Source organism: Paracidovorax sp. MALMAid1276 (assembly GCF_049198005.1).
In the GTDB taxonomy this organism is placed as follows: Bacteria; Pseudomonadota; Gammaproteobacteria; order Burkholderiales; family Burkholderiaceae_C; genus Acidovorax.
In genome coordinates, this window is record NZ_JBMIRS010000105.1 from 1 (window position 1) to 16375 (window position 16375).

Consider the following 16375-nt stretch of genomic DNA (forward strand, 5'->3'; position numbering starts at 1 on the left):
AAAAAGCCGTGGCATGCCACGGCTTTTTTTTACGTTGCGTCCCCCGCAGGGGTCGCCACCGAATCGGAAATCAGCCTGCCAGGCGGGCTTGCAGCTGGGCCTTGGTGTCCAGCAGCGCCTGGGGCAGGTGGTAGGCCAGCTGCTCGAAGTGCGCATCGTGCAGCTTGAACTCCTCGGCCCAGGCGGCCTTGTCGATGCTGGTCACGGCCTTGAACTGCTGGGCGCTGAAGTCCAGGCCCGTCCAGTTGATTTCTGCATATTGGGGCGCAACGCCGAACATGGTCTCCTCGCCCGCAGCCTTGCCTTCGATGCGGTCGATCATCCACTTGAGCACGCGCATGTTCTCGCCGTAGCCAGGCCAGACAAACTTGCCGGCCTCGTCCTTGCGGAACCAGTTGGTCGTGTAGATGCGCGGCAGGGTGGCACCCGAGGCGGCCAGCTTCTCGCCCAGGGTGAGCCAGTGCTGGAAGTAGTCGCTCATGTTGTAGCCCATGAAGGGCAACATGGCGAACGGGTCGCGGCGCACCACGCCCTGCTGGCCGAAGGCAGCGGCCGTGGTTTCGGAACCCATGGTGGCGGCCATGTAGACGCCTTCGGTCCAGCTGCGGGCTTCGGTCACCAGCGGCACGGTGGTGGAGCGGCGGCCGCCAAAGATGAAGGCGTCGATCTTCACGCCCTTGGGGTCGTCCCAGGCGGCGTCGAGGGCGGGGTTGTTGGTGGCGGCCACGGTGAAACGGGCGTTCGGGTGGGCGGCCTTGGCACCGGTCTGCTTGGCGATCTCGGGCGTCCAGTCCTTGCCTTGCCAGTCGATCAGGTGCGCGGGCAGGCCGCCGGTGTCCTTCTCCATGCCTTCCCACCACACGTCGCCGTCATCGGTCAGGGCCACGTTGGTGAAGATCACGTTCTTGTCCAGGCTGGCCATGCAGTTGGGGTTGGTGAGCGTGTTGGTGCCGGGCGCCACGCCGAAGTAGCCGGCCTCGGGGTTGATGGCGCGCAGGCTGCCGTCGGCCTGGGGCTTGATCCAGGCGATGTCGTCGCCGATGGTCGTGACCTTCCAGCCGTTGAAGGCATCGGGCGGCACCAGCATCGAGAAGTTGGTCTTGCCGCAGGCGCTGGGGAAGGCGGCCGCGACGTGGTACTTCTTGCCTTCGGGGTTGGTCACGCCCAGGATCAGCATGTGCTCGGCCAGCCAGCCCTGGTCACGGCCCATGGTCGAGGCGATGCGCAGCGCGAAGCACTTCTTGCCCAGCAGCGCGTTGCCGCCGTAGCCCGAGCCATACGACCAGATCTCGCGCGTCTCGGGGTAGTGCACGATGTACTTGGTCTTGTTGCAGGGCCAGGACACATCCTTCTCGCCCGCCGCCAGGGGCGCGCCCACGGTGTGCACGCAGGGCACGAACTCGCCTTCCACGCCCAGCACGTCGTACACCGCCTTGCCCATGCGGGTCATGATCTTCATGTTGACGGCCACGTAAGGGCTGTCAGACAGCTCGATGCCGATGTGGGCGATGGGCGAGCCCAGCGGGCCCATGCTGAAGGGCACCACGTACATGGTGCGGCCCTTCATGCAGCCGTCAAACAGGGGCTGCAGCGTGGCGCGCATCTCGGCCGGGGCCATCCAGTTGTTGGTGGGGCCGGCGTCTTCCTTGGCGGCCGAGCAGATGTAGGTGCGGTCTTCCACGCGCGCCACGTCCGACGGGTCGGACCAGGCCAGGTAGCTGCCGGGGCGCTTGGCGGGGTTGAGCTTCTTGAAGGTGCCGGCGTCGACCAGCTGCTGGCACAGGCGGTCGTACTCTTCCTGGCTGCCGTCGCACCAGAAGATGCTGTCTGGCTTGCACAGGGCGGCCATGTCGGCCACCCAGGCGAGCAGCCGGGCGTTTTTGACGTAAGCGGGGGCGTTGAGGTTCAGGCCCTGCATGGTGGGTGCGTTCATCGGGGAGCTTCCTAAGTTGAAAAACAGTCTTTTCAAAGGAAGCGGACCGGGCGGAACGCGGCAAGGCCTGGCGCAGTTGCGGTGCTGAGCGCTGCCTTTGAAAAAACGGCTTTCGTGCTCAGTCGGCGGGCGGACGCGTGTTTCAGCCCACGGGTGGAGGGCTAGCTCCACGGGTTCCGCGGGTCGGCTGGGATGTCGATTTTATGAATCCGGTGCCCGCTTGTCTGTCAGACGGGGGCAAAAACTATGCAAACAAAGCATGACTTTATGCGTTGCCTGAGCCTGTCCAGCGCTCGTATCCGGCCCGGCGCAGCTCGCAGGCCGGGCAGTGTCCGCAGCCATGGCCCCAGGGGTGCAGGGCCTCGCGCACGCCGTGGTAGCAGGTGTGCGTGTCGCGCACGATCAGCTCCACCAGCGCCTCGCCGCCCAGGCTGCGCGCCATCTCCCACGTGGCGGCCTTGTCCAGCCACATCAGCGGCGTCTCGAAGGTGAAGCGTTGCCCCATGCCCAGCGACACGGCCACCTGCAGCGCCTTGAGCGTGTCGTCGCGGCAGTCGGGGTAGCCCGAAAAATCGGTTTCGCACATGCCGCCCACCAGCGTGTGCAGGCCCCGACGGTAGCCCACTGCGGCGGCCAGCTGAAAGAACAGCAGGTTGCGCCCCGGCACAAAGGTGTTGGGCAGCCCGGCCGCCGTCATCTGGATCTGCGTGTCGCTGGTCAGGGCGGTGTCGCTGATGCGGCCCAGCACGCCCAGGTCCAGCAGGTGGTCGGGGCCCAGGCGCTCGGCCCACGCAGGGAACTGCTGGCGCACCGAGGCCAGAACCGTGTCGCGCGCCTGCAGCTCGATATGGTGCCGCTGGCCGTAGTCGAAGCCGACAGTTTCCACATGGGCAAAGTGGCTCAGCGCCCAGGCGAGGCAGGTGGTGGAGTCCTGGCCACCGGAGAAAAGGACGAGGGCATGGCCGGATCGCATGGGGGAAGTCCTTGGAAGAAAGGGAGTGAACAGGGAAGTGAACGGGGGAGGGGAGGATGGCGGAACCCGGGTGCAAAGCCGCTGCAATGAAAAAGCCCCGCAGTGCGGGGCTTCGTCAGGGGCTCGGCGCGCCGGGGAAGGCCGCTCGAAGGGCCGGTCAGGCCATCGTGACGGCAATGAAGGCCAGCAGGAACATCATGATGCCGCCCACCACGGGCAGCACGATGGGCATGAGGGGCACCACGTTTTCCACGGCGTCGGCTGCGTGGTTTTCAGTGGCGTGTGGGGTGCTGTGGTCAGACATGGGGCGGGCTCCAGGGGCTCTTGATACTGGCGCGATTCTAGCCGCCATGCCTTGTCCCGCCAAATGGCCTCAGATCAGCGCGGCCTCCATGCCGGCCGCGCGAAGCCGCTGCAGCACCTCGTCCACATGGGCCTTGCTGCGGGTCTGCAGCACCAGCTCGATCTCCACGTTCTGCGCGGCCAGCATGGTGAAGGCGCGCTGGTGGTGCACCTCGCCGATGTTGGCCCCCGCGTCCGCCACGGTGGCCGTGATGCGGGCCAGCACCCCGGGCACGTCGCGCGCGCTCACCTTGATGCGCGCCAGCCGCCCCGAGCGCACCATGCCGCGCTCGATGATCGCCGCCAGCAGCAGCGGGTCGATGTTGCCGCCGCACAGCACCAGGCCCACGCGCTTGCCCCTGAATCTCTCGGGGTAGCGCACCAGGGCGGCGAGGCCCGCCGCGCCCGCGCCTTCCACCAGCGTCTTCTCGATCTCCAGCAGCATCAGCACGGCCTGCTCGATATCGCCTTCGTCCACCAGCACCAGGTCGTCCACCAGGCGCCGGACCACTTCCTGCGTGATCTTGCCCGGCGTGCCCACGGCAATGCCCTCGGCGATGGTGGACGTGCCCAGCGGATGGTGCGTGCCCTTCACCGCATTCACCATGGCCGGAAAGCGCGTGGTCTGCACGCCCACGATCTCGATGCCCGGTTGGAGGGCCTTGGCCGCCGTGGCCACACCGGCAATCAGGCCGCCGCCGCCCACGGCGATCACCAGCGTGTCCAGGTCGGGCACGGCCTGCAGCATCTCCAGGCCCAGCGTGCCCTGGCCGGCCGCCACGCCCTCGTCGTCGTAGGGGTGCACAAAGGTCAGGCCCTGCGCGTCGGCCAGGGCATAGGCGTGCTGGCGGGCCTCCTCCAGCGTGTCGCCGTGCAACACCACCTCGGCGCCAAAGCCGCGGGTGCGCTCTACCTTCACGGCCGGGGTGAAGCGCGGCATCACGATGACCGCGCGCAGGCCCAGGCGCTGCGCGTGGTAGGCGACGCCCTGCGCATGGTTGCCCGCGCTCATGGCCACCACACCCCGCGCGCGCTCCTCGTCGGACAGCAGCGTGAGCCGGTTGCAGGCGCCGCGCTCCTTGAACGAGGCGGTGAACTGCAGGTTCTCGAACTTGAGGAACACCTGCGCGCCCACGATCTGCGAGAGCGTCTTGGATTCGACACAAGGGGTGTCCAGCACCTGGCCTTGTAGGCGGGTGGCGGCGTCGCGGATGTCTTGGAGGGTCAGCATCGCGCCATTGTGGCGCAGCGCTGGATGCGCGGCTCGGTTTCAGAGCCAAAATGCCATCTATCGCTCGCCAATGCTCTGCTTGATGCTATCAAAATAAAAGCGAAAAGGCTGGAATGCGGTGGCGAGTGTGCCCGTCCGTGCAGGCAGGTTGCAACGGCGGATTGCCTCTTACTGCGTGCACACCCGCAACACCTCAGCCCCATACGCTTCCAGCTTCTTCGCCCCCATGCCGCTGATGCCCTGCAGGTCGTCCAAATTGCCGGGGTTGCGCTCGGCGATGGCGGCCAGCGTGGCGTCGTGAAAGATCACATAGGCGGGCAGGTTGTGTTCGCGGGCCACCTCGGCGCGCCAGGCCTTGAGGTTGATGAAGCGAACCTGCGCGTCCGGCCCCAGGTTGGCGGCTGCGGCGGGCGGCGCACTGCCTGTGCCCTTGCGGGTGCGTGCGCGCTTGGTCGGCGCGGCGGCGGTGGATTCGCGCAGCAGCACCGGCACCTCGCCGCGCAGCACGGGGCGCGAACCGTCGGTCAGGCTCAGCGTGTCAAAGCTGTGGCCGCTTTCCAGCATCACCTTGTGCAGGCCCACGGCACCGGTGGCCAGCAGCTGGCGCAGCACGCCGCGCAGCTGGGGCTCGGCATATTCCTTGCCCACTCCAAAGGTGGACAGCTTGTCGTGGCCAAACTGCTTCACCTTGTCGGTGTCCTTGCCGCGCACGATGTCCATGATGTGGCCCGTGCCGAAGCTCAGGCCGCTGGCCTGCTGCACGCGGTAGATGGTGGACAGCAGCTTGCGCGCGGCGTCCGTGCCGTCCCACACCGCCGGTGGGTTGATGCAGTTGTCGCAGTTGCCGCAGGGCGTGGACTGTTCGCTAAAGTAGCCCAGCAGCCGCACGCGGCGGCAATCGGTCGCCTCGGCCAGGGCCAGCAGCGCGTCGAGCTTGCCGCGCATCACCTGCTTGAATTCCTCGCTGGCGGGGCTCTCGTCGATCATGCGGCGCTGGTTCACCACGTCCTGCAGGCCATAGGCCATCCAGGCATCGGCGTTCAGTCCATCGCGGCCGGCGCGGCCGGTCTCCTGGTAGTAGCCCTCGATGTTCTTGGGCATGTCCACATGCGCCACAAAACGCACGTCGGGCTTGTCGATGCCCATGCCGAAGGCGATGGTGGCCACCATCACGATGCCTTCCTCGCGCAGAAAGCGGTCCTGGTTGCGCTGGCGCACCTCGGCGGGCAGGCCTGCGTGGTAGGGCAGGGCGTTCAGGCCCGCGTCGCACAGCGCCTGGGCCATCTCCTCCACGCGCTTGCGCGACTGACAGTACACCACGCCCGCTTCGCCGGCGTGCTCGCGCTCGATGAAGCGCAGCAGCTGCGCCAAAGGCTCCTTCTTCTCCTCAATGCGGTAGCGGATGTTGGGCCGGTCGAAGCTGCTGACGAAGTGCTTCGCACCCTCCAGCTGCAGCCGCTCCACGATGTCGGCCCGCGTGAGAGCGTCGGCCGTGGCCGTGAGCGCGATGCGCGGCACGCCGGGGTAGCGCTCGTGCAGCACGGTGAGCGCGCGGTACTCGGGGCGGAAGTCGTGGCCCCACTGGCTCACGCAGTGCGCCTCGTCAATCGCAAACAGGCTGAGGTGCCCGCCCTCGTGCAGGCTGTCCAGCAGCCCCAGAAAGCGCGGCGTGTTCAGCCGCTCGGGCGCCGCATACAGCAGCGTGATGTCGCCCGTCTGCAGACGCAGCTCCACGTCCTGCGTCTCGTCGTAGCTCAGGGTCGAGTTGAGAAACGCCGCCTCCACCCCCGCCTCGTGCAGCGCACCCACCTGGTCGTGCATCAGCGCAATCAGCGGCGAGATCACGATGGTCACGCCCCGCCCCTGCTGCTGGCGCACGATGGCCGGCACCTGGTAGCACAGGCTCTTGCCGCCGCCCGTGGGCATCAGCACCAGCGCATCGCCGCCGTTGCAAACGTGCGTGATGATCTCTTCCTGCGCTCCCCGGAAGGCCTGGTAGCCAAAGACTTCGTGCAAAACGGCAGAGCAGGCCGACAGGGTCTCGCCCGGGGAAGATATTTCCATCACAGTCATCACGCGTATTGTCCATGAGCGCTGATGCGCGCCAGCGTCCGCACGGCGGCTTCGATCGCTTCAGGTGCCATCGCCGCAAAGCCCAGCCTCCAGCCAGCGGTGCGGGGGGCGGTGCGGTACAGCTCGCCCAGGCTTGGCGTAGCAATGCCCAGCGACGCTGCTTGGCGTGTGTACAGCGCCTCCTGCCCGTCGGGCAGGCGCACCGCCATCTGCAGTCCGCCCCGGCTGTCCATCGGGGCGGCCCAGGGCAGATGGCAGTGCAGTGCCTGCAGCAATGCGTCCCGGCGGCTGCGGTAGAGCTGCCGCATCAGCCGCAGGTGGGCCGCGAAATGCCCCTGGTCCATGAAGTCTGCTGCCACGGCCTGCACAGGCTGCGCCGGGTGGCCGTCGTAAATGGTGCGCGCCGTCACCAGCGGCGCAACCAGCGACTCGGGCAACACCATGTAGGCCAGCCGCACCGACGGAAACAGCGACTTGGAAAATGTGCCGATGTAGACCACCTGGCCCCGGTCGTCCAGCCCCTGCAGCGCGGGCGCGGGCGGGTGGTCGTAGAGAAATTCGCTGTCGTAGTCGTCCTCGATCAGCCAGCCCCCGATGGAGCGGGCGTGTTCGATGAAGGCCAGCCGCCGTGACAGCGACATCGCGCGGCCCGTCGGGAACTGGTGGGAAGGGGTCAGGTAAATCAGCCGGGGGGCGGGCCGTGCCGCGTCCAGCGTGGCACCTTCATCGTCCAGCGGCATGTCCACCAGATGGGCACCGCTGGCGCTGAATGCAGTGCGGGCACCCGCATAGCCCGGGTCTTCCATCCATACAGCGTCGCCCTCATCGAGCAGCGTGGCGGACAAGAGCTGCAGCGCCTGCTGCGAGCTCGTCAGCACCAGAACCTGGCCCGCGTGGCAGCGCACCCCCCGCGACTGGCCGACGTAGCGCGCGATGGCCTCCCGCAACGCGGGCAGGCCCTGGGGGTCGCCGTAGAAAAGCAGGTCGGTCGCGTCGGCTTGCCGCAAACGCCGCTGCAGCAGCTGGCGCCACGTGTCCAAGGGAAACGCCTTCAGGTCCGGGCTGCCCGCCACGAAGGCGCGGGGCCGCTCGGGTTCGCGGCAGCCTCCGGTGTCCACCATGCGCTGGCCCCGGGCAGACAGCCATTGCGCCGCAGCCGCCGCGCCCGAAGGGCTCGGCGTGCCGCCGGCCCAGCGCGCAGCCGCTGCGCTGCCCATGTCGATCGCCACAAAGCTGCCCTGGCCCACGCGCCTGTGCAGGTAGCCCTCGGTTTCCAGCTGCGCATAGGCCGCCTCCACCGTCACGCGCGACAGCCCCAGGTCCTGCGCCAGCTGGCGGCTGGACGGCAGCCGCTCGCCCCATGCCGCCTGGCCCGTGCGCACCGCTTCGCGCAACGCGGCACACAGGCGCGCACGCCGTCCGCCGTTGGCCTGGGTTTCCATCAGCGACAGCACGAGCCGCGGTTTGATCGTCGTCATGGTGATGAATGGGTCTGGTGTGGCCAAAGAAATTGGCCTTATTTATAAGGCCAATCAGGCGCACACTGCAGATTCGCTGTTCACAAACCTTCACCGTCCCCTGATGCAACACCCCAAGGAGCCCCCTGTGACCCATCCCGCGCCCGCATCCACCGTTTTGTCCTTTCCCGCACCCACCCCGGCCCAGTCGTGCGAGTTCATGGCCGCCAAGCTCAGCTTTCACGCCGACGCCTGGGACGTGGCCGAAGACCTGCGCAATGGCGTCGACGCCATCGTGGTGATCGACACGCGCTCGCCGGACCACTACCGGCAGGGCCATGTGCCCGGTGCGCTGAGCTTTCCGCACCACACCATGGACGAGCGCAGCACCCAGCAACTGGACCCCGGCAAGGTCTACATCACCTACTGCGACGGCATCGGCTGCAACGGTTCGACGCGGGGTGCGTACAAGCTTGCGCGGCTGGGCTTCACGGTCAAGGAGATGCTCGGAGGTCTGGACTTCTGGATCCGCGACGGCCAGCCCGTGGCGACCGGCACCGAACGCGGCACCATGCCCACGGCCCGGCCCGCCATCGAATGCGCATGCTGACCCGGGGCGGCACCGCCATCGTCGCCGCCAACATGGCCACCACCGCCACATTGGCAGCCCCAGTGCCCGATGCGCCACCCGCCGGCTGGGCCTTGCGCCCGGCGCGGGTGGGCGATGCCGCCGCGCTGGCCCGGCTGTGCGCGGCGCATGCGGCATACGAGCGCATTCCGCACTGCGGCGATGGCCACGCGCAGCGGCTGGCGCACGGCATGGCGGCCGGTCGGCTCCACGCCTGGTTGGGCTTTCTGCACGGGGGTGCCGTTGGCTACGCCAGTGCCACCATCGACTACGCCACGCTCACGGCACGTCCCTTTCTGCACCTGGACTGCCTGTATCTGGAGCCGGTGGCGCGCGGGCTCGGGCTGGGCCGTCTGCTGGTGAACGCAGCCCTGCGCAGGGCGCGGGCCCTGGGATGCGATCAGCTCCAGTGGCAGACCCCGGACTGGAACGAAGGGGCCATCCGCTTCTACGACCGGCTGGGCGCCACCCGGTTGCCCAAGCAGCGATACACCCTGGCGGTGAATCCAGGCCAAAGCCCTGGCAGTCTGCGCGGCACAAGGAGCATCGGCTGCAACGCACGATAAACCGGTCTCGCCTCGGTTCTCGGGCGCTTCGCTCCGATGCTTTTTACCGCTCAGCCTCCTGGCAGGCGGGGCTGCTGCATGGGTTTCTACAATCGGGGGATGAAAACGCCTGCCTACACGCGCGCCGCGCAACTGCCCGACATCCTCGCCCAACGCATCGCCATCCTCGACGGTGCCATGGGCACCATGATCCAGCGCTTCAAGCTGGGCGAGGCGCAGTACCGGGGCGAGGGCTACAGCGGCCCGGGCAGTGCGGGCGACCGGTTCAAGGACTTTGCATACGACGTCAAGGGCAACAACGAACTGCTGTCGCTGACCCGGCCCGACGTGATCACCGACATCCACGAGCGCTACCTGGCTGCGGGCGCCGACCTGATCGAAACCAACACCTTCGGCGCGACCACCATTGCGCAGGAGGATTACCACATGGCCGACCTGGCGCGCGAGATGAACCTGCGCTCGGCGCAACTGGCCCGCGCCGCCTGCGACAAGTATTCGACACCCGACAAGCCCCGCTTTGTGGCCGGCGCCCTGGGCCCCACGCCCAAGACGGCCAGCATCAGTCCCGACGTGAACGACCCCGGCGCGCGCAATGTGGATTTTGAGCAGCTGCGTGCCGCCTACTACGAGCAGACCGAGGCGCTGGTCGAGGGTGGCAGCGACGTGCTGCTGGTCGAGACCATCTTCGACACGCTGAACGCCAAGGCCGCGCTGTTCGCCATCGACGAGTTCTTTGAAAAAAGCGGCGAGCGCCTGCCGCTCATCATCAGCGGCACCGTCACCGACGCCTCGGGCCGCATCCTCTCGGGCCAGACCGTCACGGCCTTCTGGCACAGCGTGCGCCACGCCCGCCCGCTGGCCATCGGCCTCAACTGCGCGCTGGGCGCCACGCTGATGCGCCCCTACATCCAGGAGCTGAACCGTGTGGCCGAGGACACCTTCATCAGCTGCTACCCCAACGCGGGCCTGCCCAACCCGATGAGCGACACCGGGTTCGACGAAACACCCGAGATCACCAGCCGCCTGGTGCACGAGTTCGCGGCCGAGGGGCTGGTCAACATTCTGGGCGGCTGCTGCGGCACCACGCCGGACCACATCGGCGCGATTGCCAAGGCGGTGGAAAGTGTGCCCACGCGCAAGATGTTTTACCCCGCTGAAGCGTGAATTTTGAGTAAAAATGGCCGTCAGCGCTTATCTGTAAAGCGCTGATAGCTATAAAAATAAGAGCAAATTCCGCACGGGTGCAGTGCGGCAACCCGTTGCAGGGCGGCGCCCTCTGCGGCAACCTTGCACGCTTCGTCTTTGTGCCTCCCTGTTTTCGCTCCCGCGCGTTCCCCCATGCTCGATACCGCCACCCCGCCCGCTCCCTCCACCGTTGAAGGGGACGACGTTGCCGCCGCGGCCGCCAAGGCCGCCGCCCACGCCGCGCTCAAGCTCGAAAAGCGCCTGGTGCGCCAGGTGGCGCAGGCCATCACCGACTTTGGCCTCATCGAAGACGGCGACAAGGTCATGGTGTGCGTGTCGGGCGGCAAGGACAGCTACGGCATGCTCGACGTGCTGCGTTTGCTGCAGCAGCGCAACGGCCACAAGTTCGAGCTGATCGCCGTCAACCTCGATCAGAAGCAGCCGGGCTTTCCGGCCCATGTGCTGCCTGAATATCTGACCCAGGTGGGCGTGCCCTTCCACATTGAGACGCAAGACACCTACAGCGTCGTCAAAGAGCACATCCCCGAAGGCAAGACCATGTGCAGCCTGTGCAGCCGCCTGCGCCGGGGCATCCTCTACCGCGTGGCCGACGAGCTGGGCTGCACCAAAATTGCCCTGGGCCACCACCGCGACGACATGCTGCAGACCTTCTTCTTGAACATGTTCTTCGGCGGCAAGCTCAAGGGCATGCCGCCCAAAGTGCAGAGCGACCGGGGCGACCACCTCATCATCCGCCCCCTGGCCTATGTGGCCGAGGACGACCTCGCGCGCTGGGCGCAGATTCAGCAGTTCCCCATCATCCCCTGCACCCTGTGTGGCAGCCAGGAGAACCTGCAGCGCAAGCAGATCGGCCAGATGCTGCGCGACTGGCAGCAGCTGTACCCCGGCCGCATCGAGAACATGGCCGTGGCGCTGCGCAACCTGGTGCCTTCGCACTTCATGGACCCGCGCCAGTTCGACTTCAAGGGCCTGGTGCCCAATAGGGTGCAGGACGCTGATGGCGACAAGGCGTTTGACCCGCAAGAGTTTCCGGCGCAGGCCGTGGGTACCCTCGCGGGCCTGTCGGTGATGCCGCGCTGACGGGTTCTGGCTCACCCGATTGCCATGGTTTTACTGACCGCGTTTCCATCCCCCCAACCGTTCAGGCTGAGCTTGTCGAAGCCGGGTACCAGCCTTCGACAAGCTCAGGCCGAACGGATGGGGCTGATTCATGTCTCGTTCATTCCCGATCCAGAGGCACCCCATGACCACCCTCCTCAAAGCCCCCGAACTGCTCCTGCCCGCCGGCTCGCTCGACAAGATGCGCGCCGCCTACGACTTTGGCGCCGACGCGGTGTACGCGGGCCAGCCCCGCTACTCGCTGCGCGCGCGCAACAACGAGTTCCGCCTGGAGCAGATCAAGCAAGGCATCGACGAGGCCCACGCGCGTGGCAAGAAGTTCTTTGTGACCAGCAACCTGATTGCGCACAACGACAAGATCCGCACCTACCTGCGCGACATCGAGCCCGTGATCGACTGCCAACCCGACGCGCTCATCATGGCCGACGCGGGCCTGATCATGATGGTCAAGGAAAAGTGGCCCGAGCAGGTGGTGCACCTCTCGGTGCAGGCCAACACCACCAATTGGGCGGCCGTGAAGTTCTGGCAGAAGATGGGTGTGGAGCGCATCATCCTCTCGCGCGAACTCAGCCTGGACGAGATTGAGAAGATCCGCCAGGAATGCCCCGACATGGAGCTGGAGGTGTTCGTGCACGGCGCGCTGTGCATCGCGTACTCGGGCCGCTGCCTGCTCAGTGGCTACTTCAACCACCGCGACCCCAACCAGGGCACCTGCACCAACGCCTGCCGCTGGAACTACGCCACGCACGGCGCCGACACCGACCCCACCACGGGCGAAGCCATCGCGCAGAAGATGGAAGGCGACTTCAACTTCGAGGCCGCGCAGCAGAAGGCCGAGCAGGCCTTTGCCTCCACCACCGGCAACGGCCAGCGCCACCCCAAGGCCGACCAGGTCTACCTGATCGAAGACGTCGGCCGCCCCGGCCAGCTCATGCCCATCATGGAAGACGAGCACGGCACCTACATCATGAACAGCAAGGACCTGCGCGCGGTGGAGCACGTGGCGCGCCTGGCGCAGATCGGCGTCGATTCGCTCAAGATCGAAGGCCGCACCAAGAGCCTGTACTACGTGGCCCGCACGGCGCAGGTGTACCGCCGCGCCATCGACGACGCCGTGGCCGGCCGCCCCTTCAACCCCGAGCTGCTCATCGAGCTGGAAGGCCTGTCCAACCGCGGCTACACCGGCGGCCTGCTGGAGCGCCGCCCCAGCAACGACTATCAGAACTACATCAACGGCCACTCGGCCACGCAGCGCAGCCAGTATGTGGGTGAGGTGCTGGGCACCCAGGGCCAGGCCGACGCGGGCCTGCAAGGGGATTGGGTGCAGGTCGAAACCAAGAACCACTTCGCCGTGGGCGACCTGCTGGAGGTGGTGCACCCCGGCGGCAATGCCACCGTGCGGCTGGAGCAGATGCGCAACGCCGAAGGCCAGCCCGTGCAGGTCGCGCAGGGCAACCCGGTGCGGGTGTGGATTCCGCTGCCCGCGCGCTATGCGGGTGCGCTGCTGGCGCGGGTGGTGGAGTCGCAGCCGCCAGCCGGCGCGCCCGAGCCTGCGCTGGCGGTGTGAGCGCGGCAGGCACCCTGCCCAGTAACCCACCCGCCTTGCGCCCGTCTGGGCGTGGCCCCGAGCATCGGCAGCCGCGTGTGTCTATCCAACGTGTCGCTGCCGAGAAAATGGATCAAAAATAGGCTTCAGCGCTTACTGGATAAGCATTTGATGCTATTAAAACGATAGTTCATGGCGTCTGCGTGGCGCCCGCAATGCACGCTGGTCACGCTTGCCAAATGGCTCCAGAATCGGGCATCCCCCGTTGTCTTGTGTTCCATGGCTGGCCCCATCGATTCCCCGCGCAGCGCGCAGCTGCCGCCCGTCGCCCAGTTCCTGGCCGAGGCGGCGCTGCAGCGGCAGGCGGCCCTGCTGGGGCAGGACAAGGCCGCCCTGCCGCAGCCTGCGCGGCCCGGGGCGGATGCGGCGGGACCACCGTCACCACCTTCTGTGTCACCGCCCCCTGGCGGCTTGCCGCTGCCGACGCCCGCCCCGGCGGACCGCGCCAGCATCTCGGCGCAGGCGCGGGAGCAGCTGGGCGCCGGTTTTGACGCGCGGCGTGCGGGGGCGGACTCTGGCGCCGCCGGTGCGGCCCGCGCGGGCGGCGGGCAGCGGTCGCAGCCGCAGCCGCTGCCCGCCCTTGGTGCCCCTTCCGTGGCGGCAGCCCCGGTGGCCGGGGCCTCGGCAGCGGCGTGGCCGGCATCGGGCCTGGGTGCGCCGCTGATGCGCTTGGTGAGCGCGCTGGTGGCGCAGGTTACGGCGCAGGCGGGCGCGGCGCAGCGCGTGGTGTCGGCCCAGCCCTGGCCCGTGGGCCTGGCGCAGGCGCTGGAGGCCGGCACGCTCGACGCCGACCAGCCGCCGCTGCAGACCTGGCTGGTGCGCCAGGGCACAGCGCAGACGGCGGAAGGGCCGCGCGGCTTTGCGCTCACGCTGCGGGTGCCGGTGCCCTGGCTCGCGGCGCAGGCGGCGGCTGCCCCGGCGTCTGCGCAGGCGGTGCCACCCGGCGCGCTCGCCGCTGCGTCGCTGCAGGCGCCGTTTGCGGGCGGGGGGCCGGCCTTGCAGTCGGGCGTGATGGCGCTGGTGCTGCAGGGCATGGACGCCGCCGCGCCCCGCACCAGTGCGCTGCTGGTGCTGGACATGCAGCCCCAGGTCGCGGCCACCGTGTACGGCCGCGACATGCTGCAGCAGGCGACCTCTGGCCGCCTCGACCCGTGGACGCAGATGGCCGTGCTGCAGGCCAGCGGCCAGGTGCCGCGCGACGAGGACCGCGCGCGCAACGGCGCCTCGGGCCTGTGCGAAACCGTGGGCTGCCCCTATGCAGCGCGGGCCGAATGCGCGCAGCCCTTTTGCGTGGCGCTTCGCGGCGTGCTGCCGCCCGATCCTGTGGGCCCCGCGGTGCGCCCCACTGTGGGCACTGCGCCGGGCGCTTAGCGCGGCTTTGCCTCCCCGGGCTGTGGGGGCCCGCTGGCGCGTGGCCGTGCCTGCCTCAGGCCGCCGGACTCGGCACGATGGACGCCGGGGGTGCGCCGGCCGGCACGGACTGTGGCGCGGCGGCCTCCAGCAGGAGCCGCACCTCGCGGCGCAGCATCTTGTTCAGAAAGCTGCGCGGGATTTCCTCCACGATGTGCACGGCGTCGGGCCGCAGCGGCGGCGGCAGGTGGTGCGCCAGGTACTGCGCCACCTCGCGCTCCAGTGCGGGCCGGTCGTGGCCGGTGCGCCAGCGGCGCCGCAGGCTCAGCACCAGCGCGGCCTGGGGGCCGTGCTGCACCAGGCAGGCTTCCTTGACCGCCGGGTGCGTGTGCACCACCTCCTCCACCTCGCGCGGGTTGAGCAGCTGGCCGTGGCGGGCCACGCGGTCGGCGTTGCGGCCCAGCACGTGCAGATAGCCGGCCGCGTCGAAGTAGCCCAGGTCGCCCATCACCACCCAGCCGTCGCGCAGGGTTTCGCGGGTCTTCTCGGGGTCGAGCCAGTAGCCCTCGAACCGCACGGGCGTCATCACCGTGATCAGCCCCATCTCGCCCTGGGGCAGCGGCGCAAATGCGTCATCGCGGATCACCACCTCCACCCCGGGCATCACGCGGCCCACGGTGCTGAGGATGTCGTTGCCCCGCGGCGTGCCCTGCGCATCCACGTGCTCGTGGGGCAGCAGCCAGGTGATGGGGGGCAGGGCCTCCAGGCAGCCATAGCCCTGCTGGAAGATCGGCCCGAAGCGGCGGATGGCCTCGGCAATCTTGGGTGCGGGCATCATCTCCGAGCCATAGGGCACGTGGCGCAGCGAAGACAGGTCGTACTGGTCCAGCGTGGGCTCGTCCAGCAGGTCGATGATGGCCGAGGGTGACAGGAAGGCGCGCGACACGCGGTGCTTCTGGATCAGGCCGGCCAGCGTGGCTGCCCGGAAATCCTCGGGCATGAGCAGGGCTGCACCCGACAGCAAGGTGGGCAGCACCAGGCCTGACCCGGGGCCTGTGAGCGGCACGCCGAGCATGTTCACATCCGGGCCGCCGCGGGGAGGCTGGAAGTCGATGGCGCGCGAGATCAGGCGCACGCTGTCGAGGTACTTGCGGTTGCTGTAGCCGATGGCCTTGGGCAGGCCGGTGGTGCCCGAGGTCATGTGCAGCGCAAACACGTCGTCTTCGTGAATGTCGGCCGTGCCGGCTGCTGGGGCGTGCTGCGCCAGGGCCTGCTCGTACTCGGCGCCCAGGGCCAGCGTGCGCAGGCCCGGCAGCCGGTCGCGCACGGCCTGCAGGATGGAGGCGCTCAGCAGCGGGTCGTGGATGAACACCGTGGGCCCGATGCGAGCGATGGTGGTGAGCGCCGCATCGGCGGGCAGGTGCTTGTGGAAGCTGGCGAAGATGGCGCCGTTTTCATAGGTGGCGAGACGGATCTCGTACTGCTCGCCGGTTTCGGGCAGCCAGGTGAAGACGACGTCGCCCTTCTTCACGCCCTGCGCGTGCATCCAGGCCTGCAAGCGGTACACGCGGTCTTGCAGCTGGGCATAGGTCATGGTGCCCCGCCGGTCTATCAGCGCAGGTTTGCGGGCATGGCGGCGGTAGGCCAGGCGTGCCACCGAGCGCGCGGTGCGCAGCCGGTTGAGCACAAGGCGCGCCAGCAGGCCGCGCAAGGACGGAAAGGCCATCGATTTCTCCCAGGACAGGCGTGTGGAAAGCAGAAGTCCCCGCAGTCTTTCACGCACCCGGGTGTCAAGACATGACCATTTGTATGTGAACGTATCTATGTGTTTCGGCGGTGCCCCGGACCCGGTCAATAAAAAAGCCGCCAGGGCCGGAATGCGGCTGGCGGC

General features: G+C 68.1%; 13 protein-coding genes. 6 read left to right on the forward strand and 7 right to left on the reverse strand.

What is annotated here, in order from left to right; all coding sequences use genetic code 11:
- Window positions 1–70 precede the first annotated feature (70 nt).
- The 6 genes from ACOQFS_RS07155 to ACOQFS_RS07180 form a co-directional block, all read right to left on the reverse strand.
- Entirely contained in the window at window positions 71–1933 is a 1863-nt protein-coding gene (locus ACOQFS_RS07155) for a phosphoenolpyruvate carboxykinase (GTP) (RefSeq protein ID WP_421562210.1), read from the reverse strand.
- A gap of 265 nt (window positions 1934–2198) precedes the next feature.
- Complete coding sequence (gene queC / locus ACOQFS_RS07160; RefSeq protein WP_421562211.1) at window positions 2199–2906, reverse strand: 7-cyano-7-deazaguanine synthase QueC; 708 nt, start codon at window positions 2904–2906, stop codon at window positions 2199–2201.
- 157 nt (window positions 2907–3063) lie between these two features.
- A complete protein-coding gene (locus ACOQFS_RS07165) occupies window positions 3064–3210 on the reverse strand; it encodes a hypothetical protein (protein ID WP_421562212.1) in 147 nt (48 codons plus the stop codon).
- A 69-nt stretch (window positions 3211–3279) separates the two neighbouring features.
- Entirely contained in the window at window positions 3280–4479 is a 1200-nt protein-coding gene (locus ACOQFS_RS07170) for a threonine ammonia-lyase (RefSeq protein ID WP_421562213.1), read from the reverse strand.
- A gap of 168 nt (window positions 4480–4647) precedes the next feature.
- Window positions 4648–6543 carry a DNA helicase RecQ gene (recQ, locus tag ACOQFS_RS07175; protein WP_421562214.1) on the reverse strand — a complete coding sequence of 632 codons (1896 nt, stop codon included), beginning with the start codon at window positions 6541–6543 and terminating at the stop codon, window positions 4648–4650.
- 8 nt (window positions 6544–6551) lie between these two features.
- Window positions 6552–8030, reverse strand: coding sequence for a PLP-dependent aminotransferase family protein (locus ACOQFS_RS07180; RefSeq protein WP_421562215.1), 1479 nt, complete (start codon window positions 8028–8030; stop codon window positions 6552–6554).
- A gap of 127 nt (window positions 8031–8157) precedes the next feature.
- On the opposite strand from ACOQFS_RS07180, the gene ACOQFS_RS07185 reads away from it, so the two are divergent.
- The 6 genes from ACOQFS_RS07185 (at window position 8158) to ACOQFS_RS07210 (ending at window position 14505) form a co-directional block, all read left to right on the forward strand.
- Window positions 8158–8619, forward strand: a complete 462-nt coding sequence (locus ACOQFS_RS07185; RefSeq protein WP_421562216.1) for a rhodanese-like domain-containing protein — start codon at window positions 8158–8160, stop codon at window positions 8617–8619.
- A complete protein-coding gene (locus ACOQFS_RS07190; RefSeq protein ID WP_421562217.1) occupies window positions 8607–9203 on the forward strand; it encodes a GNAT family N-acetyltransferase in 597 nt (198 codons plus the stop codon). Before ACOQFS_RS07185 ends, ACOQFS_RS07190 begins: the two co-directional genes overlap by 13 nt.
- A 99-nt stretch (window positions 9204–9302) precedes the next feature.
- Complete coding sequence (locus ACOQFS_RS07195) at window positions 9303–10367, forward strand: homocysteine S-methyltransferase family protein (protein WP_421562218.1); 1065 nt, start codon at window positions 9303–9305, stop codon at window positions 10365–10367.
- Window positions 10368–10541: 174 nt separating this feature from the next.
- Entirely contained in the window at window positions 10542–11489 is a 948-nt protein-coding gene (gene ttcA / locus ACOQFS_RS07200; RefSeq protein ID WP_421562219.1) for a tRNA 2-thiocytidine(32) synthetase TtcA, read from the forward strand.
- 163 nt (window positions 11490–11652) lie between these two features.
- Window positions 11653–13095 carry a tRNA 5-hydroxyuridine modification protein YegQ gene (gene yegQ / locus ACOQFS_RS07205; protein ID WP_421562220.1) on the forward strand — a complete coding sequence of 481 codons (1443 nt, stop codon included), beginning with the start codon at window positions 11653–11655 and terminating at the stop codon, window positions 13093–13095.
- Between the two features lie 258 nt (window positions 13096–13353).
- Window positions 13354–14505: a hypothetical protein gene (locus ACOQFS_RS07210; protein WP_421562221.1), complete on the forward strand. Its 1152-nt coding sequence runs from the start codon at window positions 13354–13356 to the stop codon at window positions 14503–14505.
- Between the two features lie 55 nt (window positions 14506–14560).
- On the opposite strand, the gene ACOQFS_RS07215 is transcribed toward ACOQFS_RS07210, so the two are convergent.
- Entirely contained in the window at window positions 14561–16210 is a 1650-nt protein-coding gene (locus tag ACOQFS_RS07215; protein WP_421562222.1) for a class I adenylate-forming enzyme family protein, read from the reverse strand.
- Window positions 16211–16375 lie beyond the last annotated feature (165 nt).

What these genes read in the sequence shown, in the direction of transcription:
- ACOQFS_RS07170 (WP_421562213.1), bottom strand. Translation starts at nt 4,479, where the DNA reads ATGCTGACCCTCCAAGACATCCGCGACGCCGCCACCCGCCTACAAGGC.
- ACOQFS_RS07180 (WP_421562215.1), bottom strand. Translation starts at nt 8,030, where the DNA reads ATGACGACGATCAAACCGCGGCTCGTGCTGTCGCTGATGGAAACCCAG.
- ACOQFS_RS07195 (WP_421562218.1), top strand. Translation starts at nt 9,303, where the DNA reads ATGAAAACGCCTGCCTACACGCGCGCCGCGCAACTGCCCGACATCCTC.
- ACOQFS_RS07165 (WP_421562212.1), bottom strand. Translation starts at nt 3,210, where the DNA reads ATGTCTGACCACAGCACCCCACACGCCACTGAAAACCACGCAGCCGAC.
- yegQ (WP_421562220.1), top strand. Translation starts at nt 11,653, where the DNA reads ATGACCACCCTCCTCAAAGCCCCCGAACTGCTCCTGCCCGCCGGCTCG.
- queC (WP_421562211.1), bottom strand. Translation starts at nt 2,906, where the DNA reads ATGCGATCCGGCCATGCCCTCGTCCTTTTCTCCGGTGGCCAGGACTCC.
- recQ (WP_421562214.1), bottom strand. Translation starts at nt 6,543, where the DNA reads ATGGAAATATCTTCCCCGGGCGAGACCCTGTCGGCCTGCTCTGCCGTT.
- ACOQFS_RS07155 (WP_421562210.1), bottom strand. Translation starts at nt 1,933, where the DNA reads ATGAACGCACCCACCATGCAGGGCCTGAACCTCAACGCCCCCGCTTAC.
- ACOQFS_RS07210 (WP_421562221.1), top strand. Translation starts at nt 13,354, where the DNA reads ATGGCTGGCCCCATCGATTCCCCGCGCAGCGCGCAGCTGCCGCCCGTC.
- ACOQFS_RS07215 (WP_421562222.1), bottom strand. Translation starts at nt 16,210, where the DNA reads ATGGCCTTTCCGTCCTTGCGCGGCCTGCTGGCGCGCCTTGTGCTCAAC.
- ACOQFS_RS07190 (WP_421562217.1), top strand. Translation starts at nt 8,607, where the DNA reads ATGCGCATGCTGACCCGGGGCGGCACCGCCATCGTCGCCGCCAACATG.
- ttcA (WP_421562219.1), top strand. Translation starts at nt 10,542, where the DNA reads ATGCTCGATACCGCCACCCCGCCCGCTCCCTCCACCGTTGAAGGGGAC.